At 64.8% G+C, this 22,735-nt stretch carries 19 protein-coding genes; 5 read left to right on the plus strand and 14 right to left on the minus strand.

What is annotated here, in order from left to right; translation table 11 throughout:
* Nucleotides 1-7 precede the first annotated feature (7 nt).
* Genes gspF through CAF92_RS09685 form a run of 5 tightly spaced genes read right to left on the minus strand, consistent with a single transcriptional unit; the run spans nucleotide 8 to nucleotide 6,491 of the window.
* Entirely contained in the window at nucleotides 8-1,210 is a 1,203-nt protein-coding gene (gene gspF, locus CAF92_RS09665) for a type II secretion system inner membrane protein GspF (RefSeq protein WP_046617216.1), read from the minus strand.
* 3 nt (nucleotides 1,211-1,213) lie between these two features.
* Nucleotides 1,214-2,662, minus strand: coding sequence for a GspE/PulE family protein (locus CAF92_RS09670; RefSeq protein WP_085600546.1), 1,449 nt, complete (start codon nucleotides 2,660-2,662; stop codon nucleotides 1,214-1,216).
* Nucleotides 2,662-4,425, minus strand: a complete 1,764-nt coding sequence (gspD, locus tag CAF92_RS09675) for a type II secretion system secretin GspD (RefSeq protein WP_178081776.1) — start codon at nucleotides 4,423-4,425, stop codon at nucleotides 2,662-2,664. Before gspD ends, CAF92_RS09670 begins: the two co-directional genes overlap by 1 nt.
* Before the next feature lie 3 nt (nucleotides 4,426-4,428).
* Entirely contained in the window at nucleotides 4,429-4,854 is a 426-nt protein-coding gene (locus tag CAF92_RS09680) for a pilus assembly protein PilZ (protein WP_085600548.1), read from the minus strand.
* A complete protein-coding gene (locus tag CAF92_RS09685) occupies nucleotides 4,851-6,491 on the minus strand; it encodes a lipoprotein UxpA (protein WP_085600551.1) in 1,641 nt (546 codons plus the stop codon). The genes CAF92_RS09680 and CAF92_RS09685 overlap by 4 nt, the downstream gene beginning before the upstream one ends.
* 224 nt (nucleotides 6,492-6,715) lie before the next feature.
* Here CAF92_RS09685 and CAF92_RS09690 point away from each other — a divergent pair, with 224 nt between their 5' ends.
* Nucleotides 6,716-8,776 (plus strand): PhoX family phosphatase, encoded by a 2,061-nt coding sequence (locus tag CAF92_RS09690; protein ID WP_046617211.1) that lies wholly within the window; start codon nucleotides 6,716-6,718, stop codon nucleotides 8,774-8,776.
* 132 nt (nucleotides 8,777-8,908) lie between these two features.
* On the opposite strand, the gene gspK is transcribed toward CAF92_RS09690, so the two are convergent.
* Entirely contained in the window at nucleotides 8,909-9,874 is a 966-nt protein-coding gene (gene gspK, locus CAF92_RS09695; RefSeq protein WP_046617210.1) for a type II secretion system minor pseudopilin GspK, read from the minus strand.
* Between the two features lie 145 nt (nucleotides 9,875-10,019).
* On the opposite strand from gspK, the gene tatA reads away from it, so the two are divergent.
* From tatA to tatC, 3 genes are read left to right on the plus strand one after another with little or no spacing between them, the layout of a single operon-like run.
* Nucleotides 10,020-10,253 carry a twin-arginine translocase TatA/TatE family subunit gene (gene tatA / locus CAF92_RS09700; protein ID WP_085600553.1) on the plus strand — a complete coding sequence of 78 codons (234 nt, stop codon included), beginning with the start codon at nucleotides 10,020-10,022 and terminating at the stop codon, nucleotides 10,251-10,253.
* Entirely contained in the window at nucleotides 10,253-10,558 is a 306-nt protein-coding gene (tatB, locus tag CAF92_RS09705) for a Sec-independent protein translocase protein TatB (protein WP_085600555.1), read from the plus strand. The genes tatA and tatB overlap by 1 nt, the downstream gene beginning before the upstream one ends.
* Nucleotides 10,555-11,316 carry a twin-arginine translocase subunit TatC gene (gene tatC, locus CAF92_RS09710; protein WP_085600556.1) on the plus strand — a complete coding sequence of 254 codons (762 nt, stop codon included), beginning with the start codon at nucleotides 10,555-10,557 and terminating at the stop codon, nucleotides 11,314-11,316. The genes tatB and tatC overlap by 4 nt, the downstream gene beginning before the upstream one ends.
* Before the next feature lie 103 nt (nucleotides 11,317-11,419).
* Here the strand turns inward: tatC and CAF92_RS09715 are convergent, their stop codons facing one another.
* Together CAF92_RS09715 and purL are read right to left on the minus strand one after the other, a co-directional pair.
* Nucleotides 11,420-11,731: an NGG1p interacting factor 3 protein, NIF3 gene (locus tag CAF92_RS09715; RefSeq protein ID WP_046617105.1), complete on the minus strand. Its 312-nt coding sequence runs from the start codon at nucleotides 11,729-11,731 to the stop codon at nucleotides 11,420-11,422.
* A 3-nt stretch (nucleotides 11,732-11,734) separates the two neighbouring features.
* The gene (purL, locus tag CAF92_RS09720; protein WP_085600558.1) at nucleotides 11,735-15,634 is read right to left on the minus strand and encodes a phosphoribosylformylglycinamidine synthase; all 3,900 of its coding nucleotides are present in this window, start codon (nucleotides 15,632-15,634) and stop codon (nucleotides 11,735-11,737) included.
* A 324-nt stretch (nucleotides 15,635-15,958) separates the two neighbouring features.
* Here purL and mltF point away from each other — a divergent pair, with 324 nt between their 5' ends.
* The gene (gene mltF, locus CAF92_RS09730; RefSeq protein ID WP_013971158.1) at nucleotides 15,959-17,416 is read left to right on the plus strand and encodes a membrane-bound lytic murein transglycosylase MltF; all 1,458 of its coding nucleotides are present in this window, start codon (nucleotides 15,959-15,961) and stop codon (nucleotides 17,414-17,416) included.
* Between the two features lie 48 nt (nucleotides 17,417-17,464).
* On the opposite strand, the gene tadA is transcribed toward mltF, so the two are convergent.
* From tadA to CAF92_RS09760, 6 genes are all read right to left on the minus strand, one after another.
* The gene (gene tadA, locus CAF92_RS09735) at nucleotides 17,465-17,944 is read right to left on the minus strand and encodes a tRNA adenosine(34) deaminase TadA (protein ID WP_046617108.1); all 480 of its coding nucleotides are present in this window, start codon (nucleotides 17,942-17,944) and stop codon (nucleotides 17,465-17,467) included.
* Nucleotides 17,944-19,326, minus strand: a complete 1,383-nt coding sequence (locus tag CAF92_RS09740; RefSeq protein WP_046617109.1) for a multicopper oxidase family protein — start codon at nucleotides 19,324-19,326, stop codon at nucleotides 17,944-17,946. The genes tadA and CAF92_RS09740 overlap by 1 nt, the downstream gene beginning before the upstream one ends.
* Before the next feature lie 89 nt (nucleotides 19,327-19,415).
* Nucleotides 19,416-20,888: a M48 family metallopeptidase gene (locus CAF92_RS09745; RefSeq protein ID WP_085600562.1), complete on the minus strand. Its 1,473-nt coding sequence runs from the start codon at nucleotides 20,886-20,888 to the stop codon at nucleotides 19,416-19,418.
* Nucleotides 20,889-20,919: 31 nt separating this feature from the next.
* A complete protein-coding gene (locus CAF92_RS09750; protein WP_256573718.1) occupies nucleotides 20,920-21,618 on the minus strand; it encodes a hypothetical protein in 699 nt (232 codons plus the stop codon).
* The gene (locus CAF92_RS09755; protein WP_286195487.1) at nucleotides 21,578-22,243 is read right to left on the minus strand and encodes a hypothetical protein; all 666 of its coding nucleotides are present in this window, start codon (nucleotides 22,241-22,243) and stop codon (nucleotides 21,578-21,580) included. Before CAF92_RS09755 ends, CAF92_RS09750 begins: the two co-directional genes overlap by 41 nt.
* Nucleotides 22,240-22,686: a hypothetical protein gene (locus tag CAF92_RS09760; RefSeq protein ID WP_046617112.1), complete on the minus strand. Its 447-nt coding sequence runs from the start codon at nucleotides 22,684-22,686 to the stop codon at nucleotides 22,240-22,242. The genes CAF92_RS09755 and CAF92_RS09760 overlap by 4 nt, the downstream gene beginning before the upstream one ends.
* Nucleotides 22,687-22,735: the final 49 nt, after the last annotated feature.

Genomic DNA, 22,735 nt, shown 5'->3' on the forward strand with positions numbered 1-22,735 from the left:
CTTGTCGTCACAGTTGCAGGCCCTGGTTGAGTTGCATGATCGGCAACAGCACCGCCAGCACGATGAACAGCACCACGGCGCCCATCACCAGGATCATCAGGGGTTCGAACAGCGCCATGGCGGTATCGACCTGGCGGGCGAAGCCGCGCTCCTGGTCGTCGGCCACGCGCTCGAGCATGTCGGCCAACGTGCCGCTGGCCTCGCCGCTGCCGACCATGTTCACCAGCAGCGGCGGAAACTGCTGGCTGGCATCCAGTGCGCGATGCAGGCTGGTGCCGCCCTGCACCTGCTGGCGCACCTGCTCCATGGCCAGGCGGATACGCCGGTTGCCGACGGTTTCGGTGGCCACTTGCAGGGCTTCGAGCAGGGCCACGCCGCTGCCGCTGAGGATTGCCAGGCTGCGGGCCAGGCGCGCGCTCTCCAGCACCTGCAGCAGGCTGCCGATATGTGGCAGGCGTAGCAGCAGCTGGTCGCGGCGCAGGCACCAGTGCGGCTTGCGCAGCAACCAGCCGCCGAGCGCGCCGAGCAACAGGGCCAGCCCCAAAAGCCAGGGCCCGGCCTGCACCAGCCCTTGGCTCAGGCCGATCAGCAGCGATGTAATGAACGGCAGGCTCTGCCCGGCATGGGCGAACTGCTCGGTGAGCTTGGGTACGACGAAGGTCATAAGGCCTACCACCACGGCAAGCGACACCCCCATCAACACGGTGGGGTAGATCAGCGCAGTACGTGCCTTGTGTTGTTGTCGTTGTACCTGCTCCAGGTGGTCGGCGAGGCGGGTCAGCACCTGGGCCAGGCGCCCGGACCGCTCGCCAGCCTCGACCAGCGCACAGTACAGGCCGGTAAACGGTGCCCCTTGACGCGCCAGGCTGCGGGCCAGGCCCAGGCCTTCGGCCAACGAGCCACGCAAGGCCACCAGCACACTGTGCAGAGCGGGCTGGCGCAGTTGCCGTTCCAGGGTAGCCAGGGCGTCGACCAGAGGGATGCCGGCACCGGTCAGGGTGGCCAGCTGACGAGTCAGTTCGCACAGCTGGGCGCGGCTCAGGCGCTGGCGCCGGGGTTGTCGGGTGCCGGCTTGGTGACGCTGCAAGCGGCGTGCGAACAGGCCCTGCTCACGCAACAACTGGCGGGCATGGCGTTCGCTGTCGGCCTGCAAGCTGGCCTTGTGGGTCTTGCCGGCGAGGTCGACGGCCTGGTAGCGATAGGTCGGCATGGCTCAGCCCTGCACCACGCGCAGTACTTCGGCCAGGCTGGTCTCGCCACGGGCCAGGCAGTCGCTGGCCATCGCCACCAGGCTCTGCCGGCGTCCGGCCAGGTAGTCCTGCATGACCAGTTCACTGGCGCCGTCGTACAACAGGCCGATCAGCCCGGCATCCAGCTCGATGAATTCATACAGGCCCAGGCGCCCGACATACCCGCTGCCCTGGCACTGCTCGCAGCCAACCGCGTGGTAGCTGCTGCCCAGCGCCGCCAGCTCGGGCCACAGGTCGCGTTCCGCCGGCTGCAGCGGGTGCGCCACGGCGCAACTGCACAAGCGCCGCACCAGGCGCTGGGCCAGTACGCCGCGCAGGCACGAGGCGATCAGGAACGGTTCGATGCCCATGTCGCGCAGGCGGGTCACCGCGCCCACCGCACTGTTGGTGTGCAGCGTGGACAACACCAGGTGGCCAGTGAGGCTGGCCTGCACGGCGATCTGCGCGGTCTCCTGGTCACGGATTTCGCCGAGCATGATCACGTCCGGGTCCTGGCGCAGGATAGCGCGCAGGCCGCTGGCAAAAGTCAGCCCGGCACGCGGGTTGATGGCAGTCTGGCCGATGCCGGCGATAGCGTATTCCACCGGGTCCTCGACAGTGAGGATGTTGCGGCTGCCGTCGTTGAGGCTGTTGAGGCTGGCATACAGGGTAGTGGTCTTGCCCGAACCGGTGGGCCCCGTGGACAGCACGATGCCGTTGGGCCGTGCCAGGCAACTGCGCAGGCCCTGCAACACCGCCGCCGGCATGCCCAGGTTGCCCAGCGCCAGCAGGCTGGCCTGCTTGTCGAGCACGCGCATCACCACCCGTTCACCGTGGATGCCGGGCAGGGTCGAGACCCGCACATCCACTTCGCGCCCCGCCGCACGCAGGGTGATGCGGCCATCCTGGGGCTGACGCTTTTCGGCAATGTCCAGACGGGCCATGACCTTGATCCGCGACACCAGCATGGCCGACAGCGCACGCGGTGGGCGCAACACTTCGCGCAGGTGGCCATCGACCCGCAGGCGCACCACCAGGCTCTGCTCGAAGGTTTCTATATGAATGTCCGAAGCGCGCAGGCGCAGGGCCTGGCCGAACAGGCCGTTGATCAGGCGGATCACAGGGGCTTCGTCGTCGCTTTCCAGCAGGTCCTCGATGCGCGGCATTTCGCTCATCAGGCTATCCAGGTCGACCTGGTCGCCAATGCCTTCGATCAGCGCCTCGGTGGCAGCATCGCCGGCCTGGTACAGCTGGCCGAGGCGTTCGTCGAACAGTGCAGGCTCCAGGTATTCGAGCAGGCTGGGCTGGCCGTGCACGCGCAGCAGCTCCTGCAATTGGGCGCTGTCGGCATCAGGCCGCAGCCACAGCTGCCAGCCCTGCTCCGCCGGGGCCATGGCTACCCCGCTCTGCCGTGCCTGGCGATAAGGCAGCATCACCAGTCACCGCCTTCCAGCCGTGCGCGGCTGGAGGGGAACACTTGCAGCAACGGCGTAGCGTTTTGCCCATCCGCCAGGGCGGGCAACTGCAGCGGCGTGGTCTGCTGCAAGGTGCGGTACTTGTCTTCGCTGAGCCCGGCCAGGCTCGGCCCGTCACGCAGGATGCGCGGGCGGATGAACACCATCAGGTTCTGCTTGGTGTTCTTGGTGGCGTCGGAGCGGAACAGCCGGCCCAGGTAAGGGATGTCGCCAAGCAGCGGCACACGCTGGTCGCTGGTGCTCAGTTCGTCGCTGATCAGGCCGCCGAGGATCACCAGGCCGTTGTCCTCGACCATGACCTTGGTCTTGATCTCGCGCTTGTTGGTGATCACGTCGCTGGCAGCCGTGGTGTCGGCAATCGACGACACTTCCTGGACGATGTCCAGGCGCACGCTGTTGTCGATGTTGATCTGCGGCTTGATGCGCAGCTTCACCCCGACTTCCTTGCGCTCGATGGTCTGGTACGGGTTGGCGTTGTTCTGCGTTACCGATCCGGTGACGAAGGGCACTTCCTGGCCGACCAGGATCGACGCCTCGGCGTTGTCCAGGGTCAGCAGGGTTGGCGTGGACAGCAGGTTGAAGCCGCTCTTGCCTTTCAGCGCGTTGACCAGCATGGCGAAGTTGAAACCGCCGCCGAAATGGCCGATACCCGCCATGGCGCCGGTGGTGCTGGACAGCAAATCGCCAAGGGCCTCGTTGTCGCCACTGGCGGCGGCCCCGGCGATGCTGGCGATATTTACCCCGTTGCTGCCGAAATTGACGATGCCGGCACCGAACTTCTCGTCAGCGAACAGCCACTGCACGCCCAGCTCCTGGGCGCTGCTGTCGGACACCTCGGCGATGATCGCCTCCACAACTACCTGGGCACGGCGGATGTCCAACTGCTCGACGATGGCGCGGTAGGCGGCCAGCTCGCTGTCGGGGCCGACCATGACCACGGCGTTGGTGCCCTCTTCGTATTCCAGGCGGATGCTCGAGCCGCCGGCGGCGGGTACTACAGGCCTGTCCTTGCCCTCTGCATCGCCCGCACCTTCAGAGGGCGTCATGCCTTCCTGGCTGAGCCCGCGCAACACCTTTACCACTTCGCCCGCATTGGCATGGCGCAGGTAGATGACCTGGGTACTGCCGGTGCCTGGTGCGTCCTGGGGGCGGTCGAGCTGGCGCAGCAAGCTGGCGATACGTTCCAGGTTGCTGCGCCAGTCGGTAACGACCAACTGGTGCGCCGCCGGATAAGGTGTGATCACACCGACCCGTGGGTCGATCAGGGGCTTGAGAATGCCCAGCACCTGCTCGCTGGCGGCATTGCGCACGTTGAATACCCGCGTAGCCACGCTGTCGCTGCCTTCCCCCTGCTGCCCTCCCGCCTCCACCGGCACAGGCTCCAGGCGAGCAGCCTGGTCGGGAACGATCTTCACGCTGCCGTTGGGCAGGTCGACAGTGGCGTAGCCCTGGGCGCGCAGCTGGGCCAGGAAGATGTCGTAGATGGCATCGGCGTCGTGCAGGTCGACGGTGCGTACGGTGACCTTGCCCTTGACCCGGGGGTCGACGATGAAGGTGGTGCCGGTGATGCGTGACACGCTGTCGATGAACTCGCCCAGTTCGGTGTCGACGAAGTTCACCTCGTACATAGGCGTGCCGTTGTCATCGAACACCGGCTCTTCAGCACAGGCCATGGAGAGGGCCAGGCTCAGCGCGGCCGCCACGCAATATCTGACAGGCATCGTTCATCCTTGCCGCTTGAAGCCGGTCACGACGGGGCGTGGCGGCCAGGGCAGGCGTTCACGCCGCCCCTGGTTGTTGAAAATCAGGCCATCGCTGTCGATGTCCTGCAGCACGATCCCTGGCGCCAGGCGCTGGCCGCGGGCCAAGGTGCGCACCTGCTCGCCATAGCGCAGCACTACCACGCTGGAGGCCAGCGGCTGCGCCTTGAGGCCGCCCAGGTATTGCAGCGGCAGGCGTGTGATTGCGATGGCACCGTCGTCGACGGGTACCTGCCAATGGCCGACCATCAAGCCAGGCAGCGGCTTGTCGGGCGCTGCGGGCGCAGTGGCCGGTTGCGGCTGGCGACCCAGTTGCAGCACGCACTGGGCCGCCAGCCAGCCGACCAGGGTCAGGCCAGCGCCCGTCAGCAAGCGCGAGGCGAGCGTCACGATGCCAACTGCCTTGGGTGCCAGCCCGGGTGCCCCTGCACGTAGCGCAATTCGGGCAGCTGCAGCGGCGCCAGTTGCCAGTCGCTCGCCTGGCGGGCGAGCCAGGCTTCGACCCGTTGCCACAGCGGCTCGCCGGCCTGGGTTTCGAATTGCAGGCCAAAGGTGCGGCACAGGCCCTGCACCGGTTCCAGGCCACTGATGCGCTTGCCTTGCGGGCTGTAGCTGACACGCCAGGCCTGGCCCTGCCAGCGCGGCAGGTCCTGGCTGTTGTCCAGCAACAGCGGGTCGCCGAACAGTTGCTCCGCGGCGTTTTCCAGCACTTGCTCGACCTGCCGGGCGGGTGCTTCGACCACCGGTGCCGGGTAGCCACCGGTGAGGCTGATCAGGTGTTCTCGGGTAATGGCCGCCCCTGCGGGCAGAGGGTAGTCATAACGCAGGCCCGGCAGCAGCACCGGCATGTTGCTGTCGTCGGCCAGGGCCTGATGCAGCAGCCGGTCCCAGCTGCCGCCTCGGGTGTCGCGGCGCCACAGCGCCTGGGGCGCGCGGGCCAGCGGTTGATCGAGCCAGGCCGCGTGGCCGGCGCGCTGCTGGCGCAGTTCTGCCTGCAATGCCCCGACACGCTGCTGAGCGGCGGGCGCCAGCTGTTGCTCAAAGGCCGGGAAGAAACGCCCCTCGAACTGCCACAGCCCGGCCACGCGCTGGCAGCGCAGGCGGAAGGCACCGCTGCCCCGGCAACCGGCGAACAGCACCGGCACGCGGCGGCCGCTGGCCTGGCTGACCTCGACCGGCGCCGGCCACAGGTCCTGGCCGCGGGCGCATAGCAGCACATCGATCTGCGGCACCCGCTCGGCCAGCCACAAGCCCGGCCCGGTACCGACATCGGCCAGGGCCACCACCAGGTCAGCCTCGCGTCGGGCCTGTTCGAACACCGGCTGCAATGACTGGTACCACTGTTTGAGGGAGGCTTTCTGGTCCTGGGCATAGGGGTCGGTCACGCCGACCACGGCAATACGTGCACCGCCGCGTTCGAAGACGTGCAAGGCTTCCAGGCCCAAAGCACGGCGCTGCGTGTCTGCCAGCCCGGCGCCCAGGGTAACGGTGCCAGCCTGGCGATATAGCGCCGGGCTGCGCTGTGGCCATAGCACGCGCTCGTCGCTACTGACCCGCGCTTCACTGCCCAGCAGCTGGCTGCCCTGCAGGCCGCTTTCGCCCTGGGTCAGGTAGGCCAGGCCACTGCCATTCCAGCCCTGGCCGTTTTCCAGGGTCAGGCTGTTGCCAGCCCCAGCCTCGCCGCGCAGCTGCTCGAGCAATGCCGCCAGCACCGCATAGCCGCCCAGCTGGGCAGATGCAGCCTGGCTGACATCGAGCAGGGGCGCCAGTTGCGGGTAGGCGATGCTGGCACTGCTGCCGGTCATCCATGGGGCGCGGCCCAGGTGGCTGACCGGCCCCAGGCGAGTGGCCGGCACCACCGCCTGGCCAGGCTGGCGGGCATCGAGGGTGTCGGCCACGTACAGCAGGTCGAGGCTGGCGTTGCCTCCCTGCTGCCCAGGAAGGGCGGAGCAGGCGCCGAGCAACGGAGCCAAGGCACCAATACCCATCCAGCCGATCACTTCGCGCCTGTGCACACTGCTTGCCATCGAACCCGCCATCCTTATCCATGTTCATCCAGGGCCCAGGATGTTGCGGCGTTGGCATTACAGTTTGATGGCAGAAATCCGACAGCCATTCCAAAGTGATCTGTAGAGCACGCTTGTAAGAGCGGGTTGTTTTAAAACCCCCTTAACATTTCTGCCAATGAATCATCACATTTGCGCACTAAAGTCGCGGTTCCCTCTAACTCAGCCAACATAAGGACACCCTGATGAGTCGAGATACCGGCGACAACCTGGACCGGAACCAAAGCGGCAACCTGCCGATGGCCAACGTCATGGACGCCTACCTGAGCCGCCGCAGCGTGATGCGCGGCAGCCTGGGCGCCGCCATCGCCATGATTGCCGGTACCGGCCTGACAGGCTGCTTCGACGGTGGTGGTTCCGATCACGATGATCCGGTCACCGAGCCACCCGTGACTGAGCCGGAAGTGCCGAAACTGGCACTGGGCTTCCAGTCCATCCCGGGCTCGCGCACCGACGCCTGCGTGGTTGCCGCCGGCTACAGCGCCTATGTGCTGGCGCCCTGGGGCACGCCGATAAACAGCAATGGCAACCCGTGGAAGTCCGACGGCAGCAACACCTCGACCGACCAGGCCAACGCCATGGGCATGCACCATGACGGCATGCACTTCTTCCCCATCAACGGCAGCTCCGAAGACGGCCTGCTGGCGATCAACTTCGAGTACATCGACACTGCCGCCCTGCACCCGGCCGGCCCGACTACCGATGTGAACGGCAAGCGCCCGGTGGAGGAAGTACGCAAGGAAATCAACGCACACGGTGCCGGCGTGGTGCGCCTGCAGAAAATCGGCGGCCGCTGGCAGGTGGTCGACAACGACCCGCTCAACCGCCGCTTCACTACTGCCTCGCGCATGGAAATCACCGGCCCGCTGCGGGGAACCGACCACGTCAAGACCAAGTACTCCACCGCCGGCACCCATTGCCGCGGCACCAACAACAACTGCGGCAACGGCTACACCCCGTGGGGCACCTACCTGACCTGTGAAGAGAACTGGCCAGGCATTTTCGTCAACAAGGGCACCCGCCCCGAAGACCAGCGCCGCATTGGCGTGGGCACCTCAAGTGGCCAGTACAAGTGGGAAACCGCAGCCGGTGATAGCAGCGAAGTGGACGACGAATTCGCCCGTTTCGATGTCACCATCAAAGGCGCCAGCGCAACCGACGACTACCGCAATGAAGCCAGCACCTACGGCTACATCGTCGAAATCGACCCGTACAACAGCAACACCCTGGCCACCAAGCGCACCGCGCTGGGGCGCTTCCGCCACGAAGGCTGTGCCCCGGGCCTGCCGGTCGCCGGCAAGCCGCTGGTGTGGTACATGGGTGACGACTCGAACAACGAGTACCTGTACAAGTGGGTGTCGACCGCGGTGTGGGACGCAGCCGATGCCAACCCGGCCGACCGCCTGGCCACCGGTGCCAAGTACCTCGACCAGGGCAAGTTGTACGTCGCCCGCTTCAATGCCGACGGCACCGGTGTATGGCTGCTGCTGGACGTAGGCACCGCCACCACTGGCGGCAGTACCCTGGGCGCACTGTATGGCGACCTGCCGGGCATCATCCTCAACACCCGTGGTGCTGCCGATGCCGTGGGCGCAACGCCGATGGACCGCCCGGAATGGACCACGGTCAACCCGCTCAACGGCGACGTATACCTGACCCTGACCAACAACAGCGCGCGTACCCCGGAAAAGGTCGATGCAGCCAACCCGCGCGGCCCGAACCGTCACGGCCACATCATCCGCTGGCACGACAGCGACGACCAGCTGAGCTTCACCTGGGACATCTTCGTGTTCGGCGCCAACGCCGCCGGCACCGCCGACATCAACCGCTCCGGCCTGACCGAACTGAACCAGTTCGCCAGCCCGGACGGCATGAGTTTCGATAGCCGTGGCGTGCTGTGGTTCGAGACCGACAACGGCGAGAGCACCGTGACGGACTACACCAACGACCAGCTGCTGGCAGTGATCCCCACCAACCTGGTGGATGCCAGCGGCAAGCAGGTGCCGGTGAACGCACAGAACCAGGTGGACCTGCGCCGCTTCTTCGTCGGGCCGAATGGCTGCGAGGTAACCGGGATTACCTTTACCCCGGACAACAAGACGCTGTTCGTCAATATCCAGCACCCGGAGAACTGGCCATATACCGACAAGGCCACCGATGCCACCCCGGCAGGTGCCACGGTAAGGCCGCGGGCTGCGACGGTGGTGATCCAGCGTATCGATGGCGGGGAGATCGGCACCGCCTGATCGATTTGTGCACGGGGGCCGCTTTGCGGCCCTATCGCGACACAAGGCCGCTCCTACAAGGGATCGCATTCCCCTGTAGGAGCGGCCTTGTGTCGCGATAGGGCTGCAAAGCAGCCCCGGCAATCTCAAGCCCTACCACACCATCGGCTCCCGGCTGCGCACCCGCACCTGCTGCGCCGGCACCCGGGCATGCCATTGCACCACCCCCAGCGCCTCCACCTGGAACTCGCTGCGTATCACCCGCCCCTCCTCCGCGAACGACAGCTGCAACAGGAAATACCCGCTGTTCAGCAGCAACCCTTCGCTCAACCGTTCGAAGGTTTCGTCATCTACCGCCCCCAGGGCCTGGCGTAGCGCAGTTGCATCCACATAACCCGACGCCGGCCGGCCGCTGATGATGCGGCTGAGCAACGAGCGCGGATAACGCCCTTCATACAGCGCTTCCAGCAACGGCAGATGCTCCAGCCCCAGGGCATTGGCATTCAGCCGCCAGCCGGTGGTCTGAGGCAAGGCGCACAGCATCGGGTAACGGCTCTGGCGGCTGGCGTCCGGCTCCAGTAGCAAGTTCAGCTCGCTGGTATCGAGCATCGGCTGGTTGGCTGCCAGGCGCGGTGGTTGCTGGCGCAGGTATTGGGCGCTCTCGGCGCCCTGCAGGCGGGCATCGCTGTCGGCATCCAGCCAGTCGCCCAGGGCATCGACCAAGCGCTCGGCAGCCATGTCATCGCCCAGCAGGTACCGCAACTGGCGCGCAGCTCGCTCGCCGTCAGCGCCAAGCAGCGCATTGACGTTGAAACAGGTGTGCTGGTCGAGCACCCGCAACTGCGCCTGGCCAGCGCCAAAATCGTAGTTCAACGGCTGCCCGCGCAAGGCCTGCCAGAACAGCGGGCTAAGCCGCCAGCTGGGGTCACGCAGGGCCTGTTCGGCATAGGCCAGGCCGGCCTGCTCCATCGCTCGCGCCTGCACCCGCTGGTGCAACAGGCGCACCCCATCGACCTGGCGCCGGCCATCTTCCAGCAGCCAGGCCATGCCCGCCGCCAACATCGCCAGCACCACCATCACCATCAGCAGGGCCGCGCCCTGCTGTTGCCTGCCACCCATCCTTGCCTGCCTCTGTCGCCGAATAAAGACGCCAGTCAACACGCCCGGTGTTGCAGGTAGATGGCAGTGACCATTCGTCATGTGTACGTCATCTGCGCGAGGCAGGATTGTCTTTCCTTTTCATGACCTTACAGGAGTGGTCGCAATGGGTGGCATTGGAATCTGGCAACTGGTGATCGTACTGCTGATCGTATTCCTGCTGTTTGGTACCAAGCGCCTCAAGGGCCTGGGCAGCGATGTGGGCGAGGCGATCCAGGGTTTTCGCAAGTCCATGGGCGGTGACACTGACGCGACTTCCGCAGCGCAAACACAGGTGCAGCAACAGTGCCCGCTGACCGGTCAGGGTACGCAGCAACCGCAAGCGGACCGTCAACCCTGATGTTCGAGGTAGGCTTCAGCGAGTTGCTGCTGGTCGGCATCGTCGCGCTGTTGGTTCTAGGCCCGGAGCGCCTGCCGGTGGCGGCACGCACCCTCGGGCGCGGCCTGGGCCAGGCACGCAGGGCCATGCACGCCCTGCGCACGCAGGTAGAGCGAGAGATCGAACTGCGCCCTGTCGAGCTACCCGATCTCGACAGGGCGCCATTGCAGCGCCTGGAACAGGAGATCCGCCAAGGCATCAGCCTGAAAGCAGAGCCGGCCAATGATGCGGCCACGGTCGCTCCCCCCAAGGAAAACCTTTCATGAGCATTGCCATGGACTCGGCGGCGAGCATGCCGCTGACCGAACACCTGCGCGACCTGCGCAAACGCTTGGTGCGTTGCCTGGCGCTGGTGGCGTTGGTGTTCGCCGGCCTGTTCCCCTTCGCCCAGACGCTGTACACGCTGGTTTCCGAACCGCTGCGGCGCTTCTTGCCGGAAGGCGCGAGCATGATCGCCACCAGCGTCACTTCGCCGTTCCTGACACCGTTCAAGCTGACCGCGATGTGCGCAGTGTTCGTCGCCATGCCACTGCTGCTGCACCAGGCCTGGGGCTTTCTGGCGCCGGGGCTGTACCGCCGTGAACGGCGTATTGCCCTGCCGCTGCTGGTGTCGAGCATCGTGCTGTTCTACGCCGGCATGGCCTTCGCCTTCTTCCTGGTGTTCCCGATGATGTTCGGCTTCTTTGCCAGCGTTACACCGGAGGGCGTGGCGATGATGACCGATATCAGCCAGTACCTGGACTTTATCCTGGCGCTGTTTCTGGCGTTCGGGCTGGCGTTCGAGATACCGGTGGCGACGTTTATCGTGGTCTGGGTGGGGTTGGCCGATATGGCCACGTTGCGGCGCAGCAGGCCCTACGTGATCGTCGGCTGCTTTGTGGTGGGGATGATCCTGACGCCGCCGGATGTGTTTTCGCAGACGATGCTGGCGGTGCCGATGTGGGTGCTGTTCGAGGTAGGGTTGCTGGCTTGTGGGTGGTTGAAGCGGCCCGGGCAGGGCAAGGAGATTGGGGCTGGATTGTAGGGCCTCTTCGCGGGTAAACCCGCTCCCACAGGGATCGCACAATATCCGAGAGTTGTGCGATCCCTGTGGGAGCGGGTTTACCCGCGAATAGCCTTGATGCGTTCTAGAACTCGGCGAGCTGCCAGACTTCGTAGGCTGGCGTTTCGTACGGGTGGCTCTGCTTGAGTGCAGCGACGACCTGGGCAATCAGCTCGTCAGCCACCACCAGCTCCACCTTCCACTCTTCCACCACCTCGACCTGGCCGGTTTGCCCGAGGAACGGCTGGCTGCCGTCCAGCGGGCGGAACTGGCCCTGGCCCAGCGTCTGCCAGGCGCAGTGGTCATAGTCACCGATGCGCCCGCCACCCGCGGCGAACACAGCGGCCTTGACCACTTCGACGTGGCTGGCGGGGACGAAGAAGGCGAGCTTGTACACGCCTTAGTTCACCCACACCCGTGCGTTACGGAACATACGCATCAGCGCGGCATCTTCCTGCCACTCATCCGGGCGCCAGGAGTTCTGCACGGCACGGAACACACGCTCCGGGTGCGGCATCATGATGGTCACGCGGCCGTCGCGGCTGGTGAGACCGGTAATGCCACGCGGCGAGCCGTTCGGGTTGGCCGGGTAGGCTTCGGTGACCTTGCCGTGGTTGTCGACGTAGCGCAGGGCCACGCAACCGGACAGGTCGGCTGCCAGCAGTGCTTCTTCGCTGGCGAACTCGGCATGGCCTTCGCCGTGGGCGATGGCGATCGGCATGCGCGAACCGGCCATGCCCTGCAGGAAGATCGAGTTGGACTTCTGCACTTCGACCATGGCCACACGCGCTTCGAACTGCTCCGAACGGTTACGCACGAAGTGCGGCCAGTGCTCGGTACCGGGGATCAGTTCATGCAGGTTGGACATCATCTGGCAACCGTTGCACACGCCCAGGGCGAAGCTGTCGGTACGCTCGAAGAAGGCCTGGAAGGCGTCACGGGCGCGGCTGTTGAACAGCGCAGACTTGGCCCAGCCTTCACCGGCACCCAGCACGTCGCCGTAGGAGAAGCCACCGCAGGCGACCAGGCCCTTGAAGGCTTCGAAGTCGACACGGCCAGCGAGGATGTCGCTCATGTGCACGTCGATGGCGGCGAAGCCGGCACGGTCGAAGGCGGCTGCCATCTCGACCTGGCCGTTGACGCCCTGCTCGCGCAGGATGGCCACTTGCGGGCGCACGCCCTTCTTGATGTACGGCGCGGCGATGTCGTCGTTGACATCGAAGCCCAGCTTGACCGACAGGCCAGGGTTGTCTTCCTCCAGCAGCAGGTCGAATTCCTGGTCGGCGCAGTCGGCGTTGTCGCGCAGGCGCTGGATCTGGTAGCTGGTCTCGGCCCACTGGCGCTGCAGCATGCGGCGGTCGTCGTCGAACAGCACTTCACCGTTCAGGCTGATGGACACTTCACCGTTATTGACCGGCTTGCCGATCACCGCGACGCAACCTTCACCCAGGCCAGCGGCGCTGAACTGTGCCAGTACGTCGGGGGTAGCATCCTGGCGAACCTGGATGACCGCGCCCAGCTCTTCGTTGAAGAGGATGGCCGGTACGTCGCCCTTGCTGTCGGTCAGCGGGTCGAGGTGCAGATCGAGGCCGCAGTGGCCGGCGAAGGCCATTTCCAGCACGGTGGTGACCAGGCCGCCGTCGGAGCGGTCGTGGTAGGCCAGCAGGTGGCCATCTTCGTTCAGGCCCTGGATCACGGCGAAGAACGCCTTCAGGTCTTCGGCGTCATCGACGTCCGGTGCCTGGGCGGCGATCTTGCCGTAGGTCTGCGCCAGGATCGAGGCGCCCATGCGGTTCTTGCCGCGGCCAAGGTCGATCAGGATCAGGTCGGTCTCGCCCTTGTCCATGCGCAGTTGCGGGGTCAGGGTCTTGCGGATGTCGGTGACCGGGGCGAAGCCGGTGATGATCAGCGACATTGGCGATGTAACGCTCTTCTCGACGCCCTCGTCGCTCCACTTGGTCTTCATCGACATCGAGTCTTTGCCGACCGGAATGGTAATGCCCAGCTCCGGGCACAGCTCCATGCCGACAGCCTTGACGGTGTCGTACAGGCGGGCGTCTTCACCTGGGTGGCCGGCGGCAGACATCCAGTTGGCCGACAGTTTGATGTCGGACAGCTTCTCGATGCGCGAGGCAGCCAGGTTGGTCAGTGTCTCGCCAATTGCCATGCGGCCGGACGCCGGGGCATCCAGCAGAGCCAGCGGGGTACGCTCGCCCATGGCCATGGCTTCGCCGGTGTAGACGTCGAAGCTGGTGGCGGTGACGGCGCAGTCGGCAACCGGTACCTGCCACGGGCCGACCATCTGGTCACGAGCTACCAGGCCGGTGATGGTGCGGTCGCCGATGGTGATCAGGAAGCTCTTGCTGGCCACGGCCGGGTGGCTGAGGACGCGCTGAACGGCGTTGTCCAGGTCCAGCGTGCTTGGGTCGAAGTCATCGCCCAGCTCGGCTTCGCGGGTAACCGAACGGTGCATGCGTGGCGGCTTGCCCAGCAGTACGTCGAGCGGCATGTCTACTGGCGTGTTGCCGAAGTGGCTGTCGCTTACGGTCAGGTGTTTTTCTTCAGTCGCTTCACCCACTACGGCAAACGGGCAACGCTCACGCTCGCAGATTGCCTTGAAACGCTCGAAGTCGACGGCGCTGACCGCAAGCACGTAACGCTCCTGCGATTCGTTGCTCCAGATTTCGTGCGGGGCCATGCCCGGCTCGTCGTTGGGCACGTTGCGCAGTTCGAAGCGGCCACCACGGCCACCGTCGTTTACCAGCTCTGGGAAGGCGTTGGAGATACCGCCGGCGCCAACGTCATGGATGAAAGCGATCGGGTTGTTGTCGCCCAGCTGCCAGCAGCGGTCGATGACCTCCTGGCAACGGCGCTCCATTTCCGGGTTTTCGCGCTGTACGGAGGCGAAGTCCAGGTCAGCCGAGCTGGCACCGGTAGCCACCGACGAAGCGGCGCCGCCGCCCAGGCCGATCAGCATGGCCGGGCCACCGAGCACGATCAGCTTGGCGCCGACAGTGATCTCGCCTTTCTGCACGTGGTCTTCACGGATGTTGCCCATGCCACCGGCCAGCATGATCGGCTTGTGGTAGCCGCGCACTTCTTCACCGTGCGGGGTGTTGATGGCCTGCTCGAAGGTACGGAAGTAGCCGGTCAGGGCCGGGCGGCCGAACTCGTTGTTGAACGCAGCGCCACCCAGAGGGCCTTCGATCATGATGTCGAGGGCGTCGACGATGCGCTCAGGTTTGCCGTAGGCCAGCTCCCACGGCTGTTCGAAGCCAGGGATACGCAGGTTGGACACGGTGAAGCCGGTCAGGCCAGCCTTGGGCTTGGCGCCACGGCCGGTCGCGCCTTCGTCGCGGATTTCGCCGCCGGAGCCGGTGGAGGCGCCGGAGAACGGGGCGATGGCGGTCGGGTGGTTGTGCGTCTCGACCTTCATCAGGATGTGCACCGGCTCCTGCACCGCGCCGTACTGGCGGGTTTCAGGGTTCGGGAAGAAACGGCCGGCAACGTTGCCGACGATCACCGAGGCGTTGTCCTTGTACGCCGACAGCACACCTTCGTTGTGCATCTGGTAGGTGTTCTTGATCATGCCGAACAGGCTCTTTTCCTGAGCCTGGCCGTCGATGTCCCAACTGGCGTTGAAGATCTTGTGGCGGCAGTGCTCGGAGTTGGCCTGGGCGAACATCATCAGTTCGATGTCGTTCGGGTTGCGCTTTAGGCCCTGGAAGGCGTTGACCAGGTAGTCGATCTCGTCTTCGGCCAGGGCCAGGCCCAGGTCGATGTTGGCCTTGGCCAGGGCGTCACGGCCACCGGCAAGGATGTCCACCGAGGTCATCGGCTTGGGCTGGGCATGGCTGAACAGGTCAGCGGCCTGCTCCAGCTGGCCGAGCACGCGCTGGGTCATGCGGTCGTGCAGCTCGGCGGCAATCAGTTCGGCGTCGGCTTCGCTCAGGTTGCCGGCAACGTAGTAGGCGATACCGCGTTCCAGGCGCTGGATCGACTGCAGGCCGCAGTTGTGAGCGATGTCGCTGGCCTTGCTGGCCCACGGCGAAATGGTGCCCAGGCGCGGCACGACCAAAAACAGGCGGCCGCTCGGCTCCTGTACCGGCACGCTCGGGCCGTACTTGAGCAGACGGCCCAGCACCTGCTGCTGGTCGGCGGTCAGCTCGCCGTCGACATCGGCGAAGTGGGCAAATTCGGCATACAAACCAGTAACAGCGGGGACTTTCTGGCTCAGTTGCTCGAGTAATTTACCGTGGCGAAAGGCAGAAAGGGCAGGAGCGCCGCGCAGGATCAACATCGTCGGGACAGCCTCAGGAAGGGGTGTGCTTAGAGGCCGTGCATTCTAGCCTAATTCGAAGGGTTTCGGCACCCGCTCTAAGCCATGGCTGCCGGGCGGCGGAACCGGACTTGCGGGTCAAAAAAAATTGCCTTGTGTTGCCTGCTCCGGCCCTATCGCCGGCAAGCCGGCTCCCACAGGTATACCACCACCCTCAAGGCCTGCATTGTACCTGTGGGAGCCGGCTTGCCGGCGATAGGGCCGGTAAAGCACAGAACCTGCTACCAGACAAGCTAACAGTTGTCGAGATATGGTTGGGCCAGTCCTTTGCGTATACTGCAACCTATGTTCGCCCACACTGCTTTGCGCCAGCGTTGCGCCAGATGGCTTTTCGCAACCGGACTCTTTCTGCTGCTCGGTGCCTGCGTTGAAAAACCCAGCACCCTCGAGCGCGTGAAGGAGGATGGCGTGCTGCGCGTGATCACCCGCAACAGCCCGGCCACCTACTTCCAGGACCGCAACGGCGAAACCGGCTTCGAGTACGAGCTGGTCCAGCATTTCGCCGAAGATCTGGGAGTGAAGCTGCAGATCGAGACCGCCGACAACCTCGACGAGCTATACGACAGCCTTGGCAAGCCCTCCGGCCCGGTGCTGGCAGCGGCCGGCCTGGTCACCAGCGAACGGCGCAAGGCCCAGGTGAGGTACTCCCACCCTTACCTGGAAGTGACCCCACAGGTCATCTACCGCAACGGCCGCACGCGCCCCACCAATGCCAAGGGCCTGGTGGGCAAGAAGATCATGGTGCTCAAGGGCAGCAGCCACGCCGACCAGTTGGCCGAGCTGAAAAAGCAGTACCCCGGCCTGGAATACGAAGAGTCCGACGCCGTCGAGGTGGTCGACCTGCTGCGCATGGTCGACGAAGGCCAGATCGACCTGACCCTGGTCGACTCCAACGAGCTGGCGATGAACCAGGTGTACTTCCCCAACGTGCGGGTTGCCTTCGACCTGGGCGACACCCGCGACCAGCGCTGGGCGGTGGCGGCCGGTGAAGACAACAGCCTGCTCAACGAGGTCAACGAGTTCCTCGACAAGGCACAGAAGAACGGCACCCTGCAACGCCTGAAGGACCGCTACTACGGCCATGTCGACGTACTGGGCTATGTGGGGGCCTACACCTTCGCCCAACACCTGCAGCAGCGCCTGCCCAAGTACGAAAAGCACTTCAAGAGCTACGCCAAGGTCGAGCAGGTGGACTGGCGCCTGCTGGCCGCCATCGGTTACCAGGAATCGATGTGGCAGCCCGAGGTCACCTCCAAGACTGGCGTGCGCGGCCTGATGATGTTGACCCAGCGCACCGCCCAGGCCATGGGCGTGTCCAACCGCCTGGACCCGAAGCAGAGCATCCAGGGCGGCGCCAAGTACTTCATGAAGATCAAGGAAGAGCTCGACGACAGTATCCAGGAACCGGACCGCACCTGGTTCGCCCTGGCCGCCTACAACGTCGGCACCGGTCACCTGGAGGACGCCCGCACTTTGGCCAAGCGCGAGAAGCTCAACCCGAACAAGTGGCTGGACGTGAAGAAGATGCTACCGCGGCTTTCGCAGAAGCAGTGGTATCGCCAGACCAAATACGGCTATGCACGTGGCGGCGAGCCGGTGCATTTCGTGGCCAACATCCGTCGCTACTACGACATCCTCACCTGGGTGACCCAGCCGCAGCTCGAAGGCCAGGTGGCCGAGGGCAGCCTGCATGTGCCCGGGGTGAACAAGGACAAGCCGGCGGAGCAGTCGCCGCCGATGTAAGCCTGCACCGGCCCCTTCGCGGGCAAACCGCGAAGGGGCCGGAACAGGTCAAGACTTGGCCCGGCGGGCCTTGAAGAAGTCACTGAGGATCTGCCCGCACTCCTCCGCCAGCACCCCGCCCTCCACCATCACCCGATGATTCAGGAAGCCCTGCCCGAAGAATTGCCCCTGGCTCTGCACGATCCCCGCCTTGGGCTCCAGCGCGCCATACACCACCCGCATCACCCGCGAATGCACGATCAACCCCGCACACATGCTGCACGGTTCCAGGGTCACATACAGGGTGCTGCCGGGTAGCCGGTAGTTGCTGGCGGATTTCGCCGCCGCGCGAATGGCCACCATCTCGGCGTGCGCACTGGGGTCACTGTCGATGATCGGCCGGTTGAAGCCCTGCCCGATCACCTGCCCATGCTGCACCAGTACCGCGCCCACCGGCACCTCGCCCATGGCCGCGCCTTGGGCAGCCAGGGCCAGGGCCAGGCGCATGAATTCCTGATCGCGACTGCGATCGATGATCTGCGGGCGCATCAGACCACCGCGATCGCGGCCATCAGGCCGGTTTCCATGTGGTCGATGACATGGCAGTGGAACATCCAGGTGCCCGGGTTATCCGCCACCAGCGCCACCTGGGCGCGCTCGTTCTTGCCCAGCAGGTAGGTATCGGTGAACCACGGCTCCTTGATGTCATGGCGGTTGGAACCGATCACCTTGAAGCTCATGCCGTGCAGGTGGATCGGGTGCTGGTACTGGGTCATGTTCTTTAGCTCGAAGATGTAGCTCTTGCCCTTCTTCAGCGTGGCAATCGGCCGCTCGGCGCAGGTCTTGTCGGTGATATCCCAGGCTTGGCCGTTGATCTGCCACATGCTCGACGGCCTGTCCTGGTCCGTAGTGACCGAGACTTTCGCCGCCCACTCGAAATTGAAGTTGAGCTTTTCGGCATTCTCCAGGTCAGGCTCGGCGATCGGGTTGGGCGGTAGCGCCGGCGGCCAGTCGCTCGGCGCGTCGCTGCTGGCCACCGAACGCAGGGTGCCCAGGCGCACGAAACCGTCGCGCAGGGAGATCTCCTCCCCCACTTCGGGAATACGGATAGCCAGGCAGATACGCATGCCTGGACCGAGCCAGTAGTCATCGTCCAATGGGCGCGGGGTTACCGGGTTGCCGTCCAGGGCATAGATTCTTGCTTCGCAGTTGCCCTTGAGATTGATGCGGTAGGTCCAGGTGTTATCGAGGTTCAACAGACGCACACGCACCACCTGGCCGGCCGGCAGCTCGGTGACCGAATCGGCCTGGCCATTGATGGTGATCAGACGCCCGGCGGTGCCGTTGCGCGCCGCCTCACGCGGGATGCTGAACGGCAACCAGGCGCCCTGCTCGTCCACGTGCCAGTTCTTCAGGCTGAGCGTGCGCTCATGCTTGAACCCGGTCGGCTCGCGTTCCTCGACGATCAGCGGGCCGACCAGGCCACGGCCCAGCTCCTCGGAACTGCTGACATGCGGGTGATACCAGTAGCTGCCGGCGTCCGGCACACGGAACTTGTAGTCGAAGTACTCGCCCGGCTTGACCGGCAGTTGAGATACATAGGGCACACCGTCCATTTCCAGCGGCAGGCGGATACCGTGCCAGTGGATGGTGGTTTCGACCGGAAGGTGGTTGATGAAACGTACCCGCAGCCAGGTACCCTGGCGCACGCGCAACTCGGTACCCGGTGCCGACGGGCCAAAGGCCCAGGCCTCGGTCTTGTGCCCGGGCACCAGTTCGACGTCCAGTGGCGCTGCGATCAGCTCGTAGTCGTGGCCGGCATTGTCGTCTTCGACCTTGCCCAGCCAGTAACGCGCCGCGCCACCGGCGCCCAGGCCAACCACAACCAGGCCGGTCAGGCCCTTGAGCATTTGTCGACGGGTGAAGGACATCGGTGCGGGTACCTCGTGTTCTGCGCAATCAAGCTGCCAGCATGGCTGGCGATGAAGGGCGAATACGATACACCTGCAAATGGGAAATATTAAGTGAAGTCTCTTTGGATGCTGCCCGCAGCCTTGCTATCGCAAGTGCTGCCTGGAGCCAGACAAAGGTCATTAAACCACTGCTGGTCACCAGCGGACGGCACGCGCAAGGCGGCCTGCAGCAATTGCGGGTCGAGCAGGATGTCCAGGTTGCTCAGGCGCGTGGCGAGGTCGGGGTGCGTATCGAACGGATGGGTAGTGGCCAGCCCCAGCACTTCCTCGCCCAGTTGCAACGGCGTGCCTTGCAGGTGCGCTGCCAGCGCCTGCAAAAGGTTGCTGCCACCGTGTGCGACCAACAAGCCGTCGATCACCCGACCCAGGGCAATCACCCGTAACAGCGCCTGTACGAACAGCTTCGGGCCAGCGACCTCGGCACCTGCCCGATCAGCCAGCAATTCCTGTGCACGCCCCCAGTGATGAACCGCAAGCTGGAAATGGTGCAAGAACTGCCCGGCCAGCCACAAGGTGGGCCGAACCACCCAGCGCGGAGCATCCTCGTCGCCGACCATGGCCGAATAATGCGCGCACATCAGGCTGAAACGCGCACTGGTTTCGCTGCCCCGCTCCGTATCACGGCGCCTGAAATGGCCCAGTTCGTGACCGATGATCGAGGCCGCCTCGGCCTGGCTCAAGGCGGCCAGGCAAGGTAGAGGCAGATACAACGTGCGCCCCCTGAGGACCTGCCCACCGGGCTGCAGCAGGATCGGAACGCTGGTGACGAAAAAACCTTGGTCAAGGCCGACCACGATATGGTCCGGGACAGGCGCGTGCAGTTGTGTTGCCAAGGTCTCGATCCACTGCCACACCGCTGGCGTCGCCTGCCTGCCTAGCGGGCGGGCGAGAAAACTGGCGGTCGGAGACTGCATCAGCGGCCAGTGCCGACGCATTCGCCATACCTGGCGAACACACACAACCAGGACTGAGGCCAGCGGCAGCACCACGACCAGCACCGTCATGCCGCCCTGCGCTGCGCGGCTTGCTCCGGAACTGGCCTCATAGAGCAGCAACAGGCACAGCGAACCGGCAAGCATGACCATGTAGAGACTCAAGCAACAGCCCAGGGCCTGCCAGTTGGCCATCATGCGTTCATACAGGTAGGCCGCAGAGCGCAACGCCCGCCAGGCGTCCAACTTCAGCTTGAACCAGGCCCAGAGGCCTGCCAGCAAAGCGGCCACTGCCAGCCAGCAGCTCACACTGGCCATCACCTTGCGTACGCTTACCCAGTGGCGATCCGCATCGAGCAGGTCCAGTTGGCGCTGCAGGGCCTGCCGCGTATCGACATGCCTGGCAAGCTCCTTGCGGGCTTCCCACGGCAATTGCCGTAGCAACGTCTCACTGGGGGCAGCAAGCCATTGCCGTATGGTCCGGGCCTGATCCTGCGCAGTGTCAGCCCGCCAGTACTGCACTTTACCCCAGCCAAACAGCACCAGAGGCAACAGCAGCAGGATCAGGCCCCAACCGAAGCGCTTCATTGCCCCAGAGCGCCAATGGTCACGATCAGGCTCATCTGGCCGCTTCACCCAGACGCGCCACACCCGGAAACAGCTGCGCCAACGTACGCCTGGCCTGGGCCGCTTGCACATAGGCATAAAGCAGATCCACCAGTTCCTGCAGGCCAAGGCGGCGCCCGGCCACGACGGGCGTGCAAAACCAAAGCCTGACGCGCAAGCCGCCCGCGACGACCACCGCGTCAGGTGAGGCCAGCGCCCTGAAACAGGCCGGTGCCAGCACTGGTGCATGGCTGAACGCCGACACGGTAAAGATCAGCCGGGTAGTGAAGCAACCCTGCTCGACCTCGAAGCCGTCGAAGGCGTGCAGTGGGGTCGGCGCCTGCGCGTTGGCGAAGCACAGGGTATCTGGTGTCACGCTCAGCACCCGCTTGCCGTGCCGGCGGTATAGCACGACGGCACAGGCCAGCCCCGCCAGCCCGACGCCGGCCAGGCCGAGGCCGAAACCAGACATCAGCCAGATGACACCGCTGCTGGCACTGTGACTGAACCGCACCGCCAGAGCGGTCAGCCATATGCCCAGCGCGCCGAACAACAGGCCAATCACAGCACATGCCAGCGCCTTGCCGAGCGAATACTCCAGCAGTACGAAGCTGTCGGTGGGGCCATCAGCCTGAGCCTGCAGGTACGCGAGGTGGGCTTCGCGTTCGCCGTTATCCATCGTTCTGCAACAGATCCAGTTGCCGTTGCGCATGTGCCGCATCGCGGTAGGCTGCCAGCAGCGCGAGCACTTCCTCGTTCCCCAGCTTGCGTCCGTTGCTGGCCAGGCCTGCGGACATGATGCGGATCTGCGGTCGCGGTTTCTTCAACACCATGGCCTGGTTACCGAAGAACTGCAGTTTCACCACATGATGCTTTGGCAGGACGGCTTCGCTGCTCATTTCCAGCGTCTGCACCATGACCAGCCCTTCATCCTTGACCGAAACGTCTTCCACTTCCGCCAGGTCTACCGGTGCATCCAGCGTATCGACGAACAACTGCCGACGGGTCAGGCGCATGAATACCTGGGTACCGGCATTACGGTGTTGCCAGGTCACCGCCGCTGCAATCAAGGTTATGAAGACACCGGCTGCAACCGCCCCCAAGCGTTCAGGGTTGAATGTCACGGCTGTGATAATCAGTGAACCCAGCAACAATACTGGCCCCCAGACCCGGTAACGCCGGGAGTTGGTGAACTCGCTCTGCTCGGGCACGCGCTCGATCACTTGCTTGAGCTCAGCGATCACTCGGTCGCGCTGGGCGGCACGGCTTTGCTCATAGTCCTGACCGAGCGAGCCAGACAGTTCGGACAGCGGGTCGTTGAAATCGCCCATGGTCATTGCGCCTCCGTGTTCTGTGCTGCCAGGTAATCGGTAAGGAATGCCTGGGCATTGCCCTGATGCGACAGCCCTTCCGAATAGCCGACCTGCATTGCCTGAGCCTCACCCGGCAGATACAGTTCGCCGCCCCAGTTGCCCTGGATGATCAGCACAACGTATTTCTTGCCATCCACGGTGGTGGAGTAACGGGTATCCCTGCTGGTTTTCTCCACCTGCATTTTCTGGATGCGCATGTTCCAGTCGTGATCGACGCCCTCGATTTGTACCAGCGCTTCGTTGGCAGCGCGTTCACCGATGCGCAGCGTCCACACCTTGGCACCTTGCGCCCCCATGTAGGCAACTACCTGGTCAGCCACTTCCGGCCGTTCTTCAGCGTGAACCTGGCCCAGCCACAGGCTGAGCGCAGCCACCAGAAGGGCAGTCCATTTGCGATAAGCGAGCATGTCTTTTCCATCCTGAATCGGAACAAACGCCCATTGAAATAAGCCTGGC

This window comes from Pseudomonas sp. B10(2017), assembly GCF_002113295.1.
GTDB classification, from domain to species: Bacteria; Pseudomonadota; Gammaproteobacteria; order Pseudomonadales; family Pseudomonadaceae; genus Aquipseudomonas; species Aquipseudomonas pudica.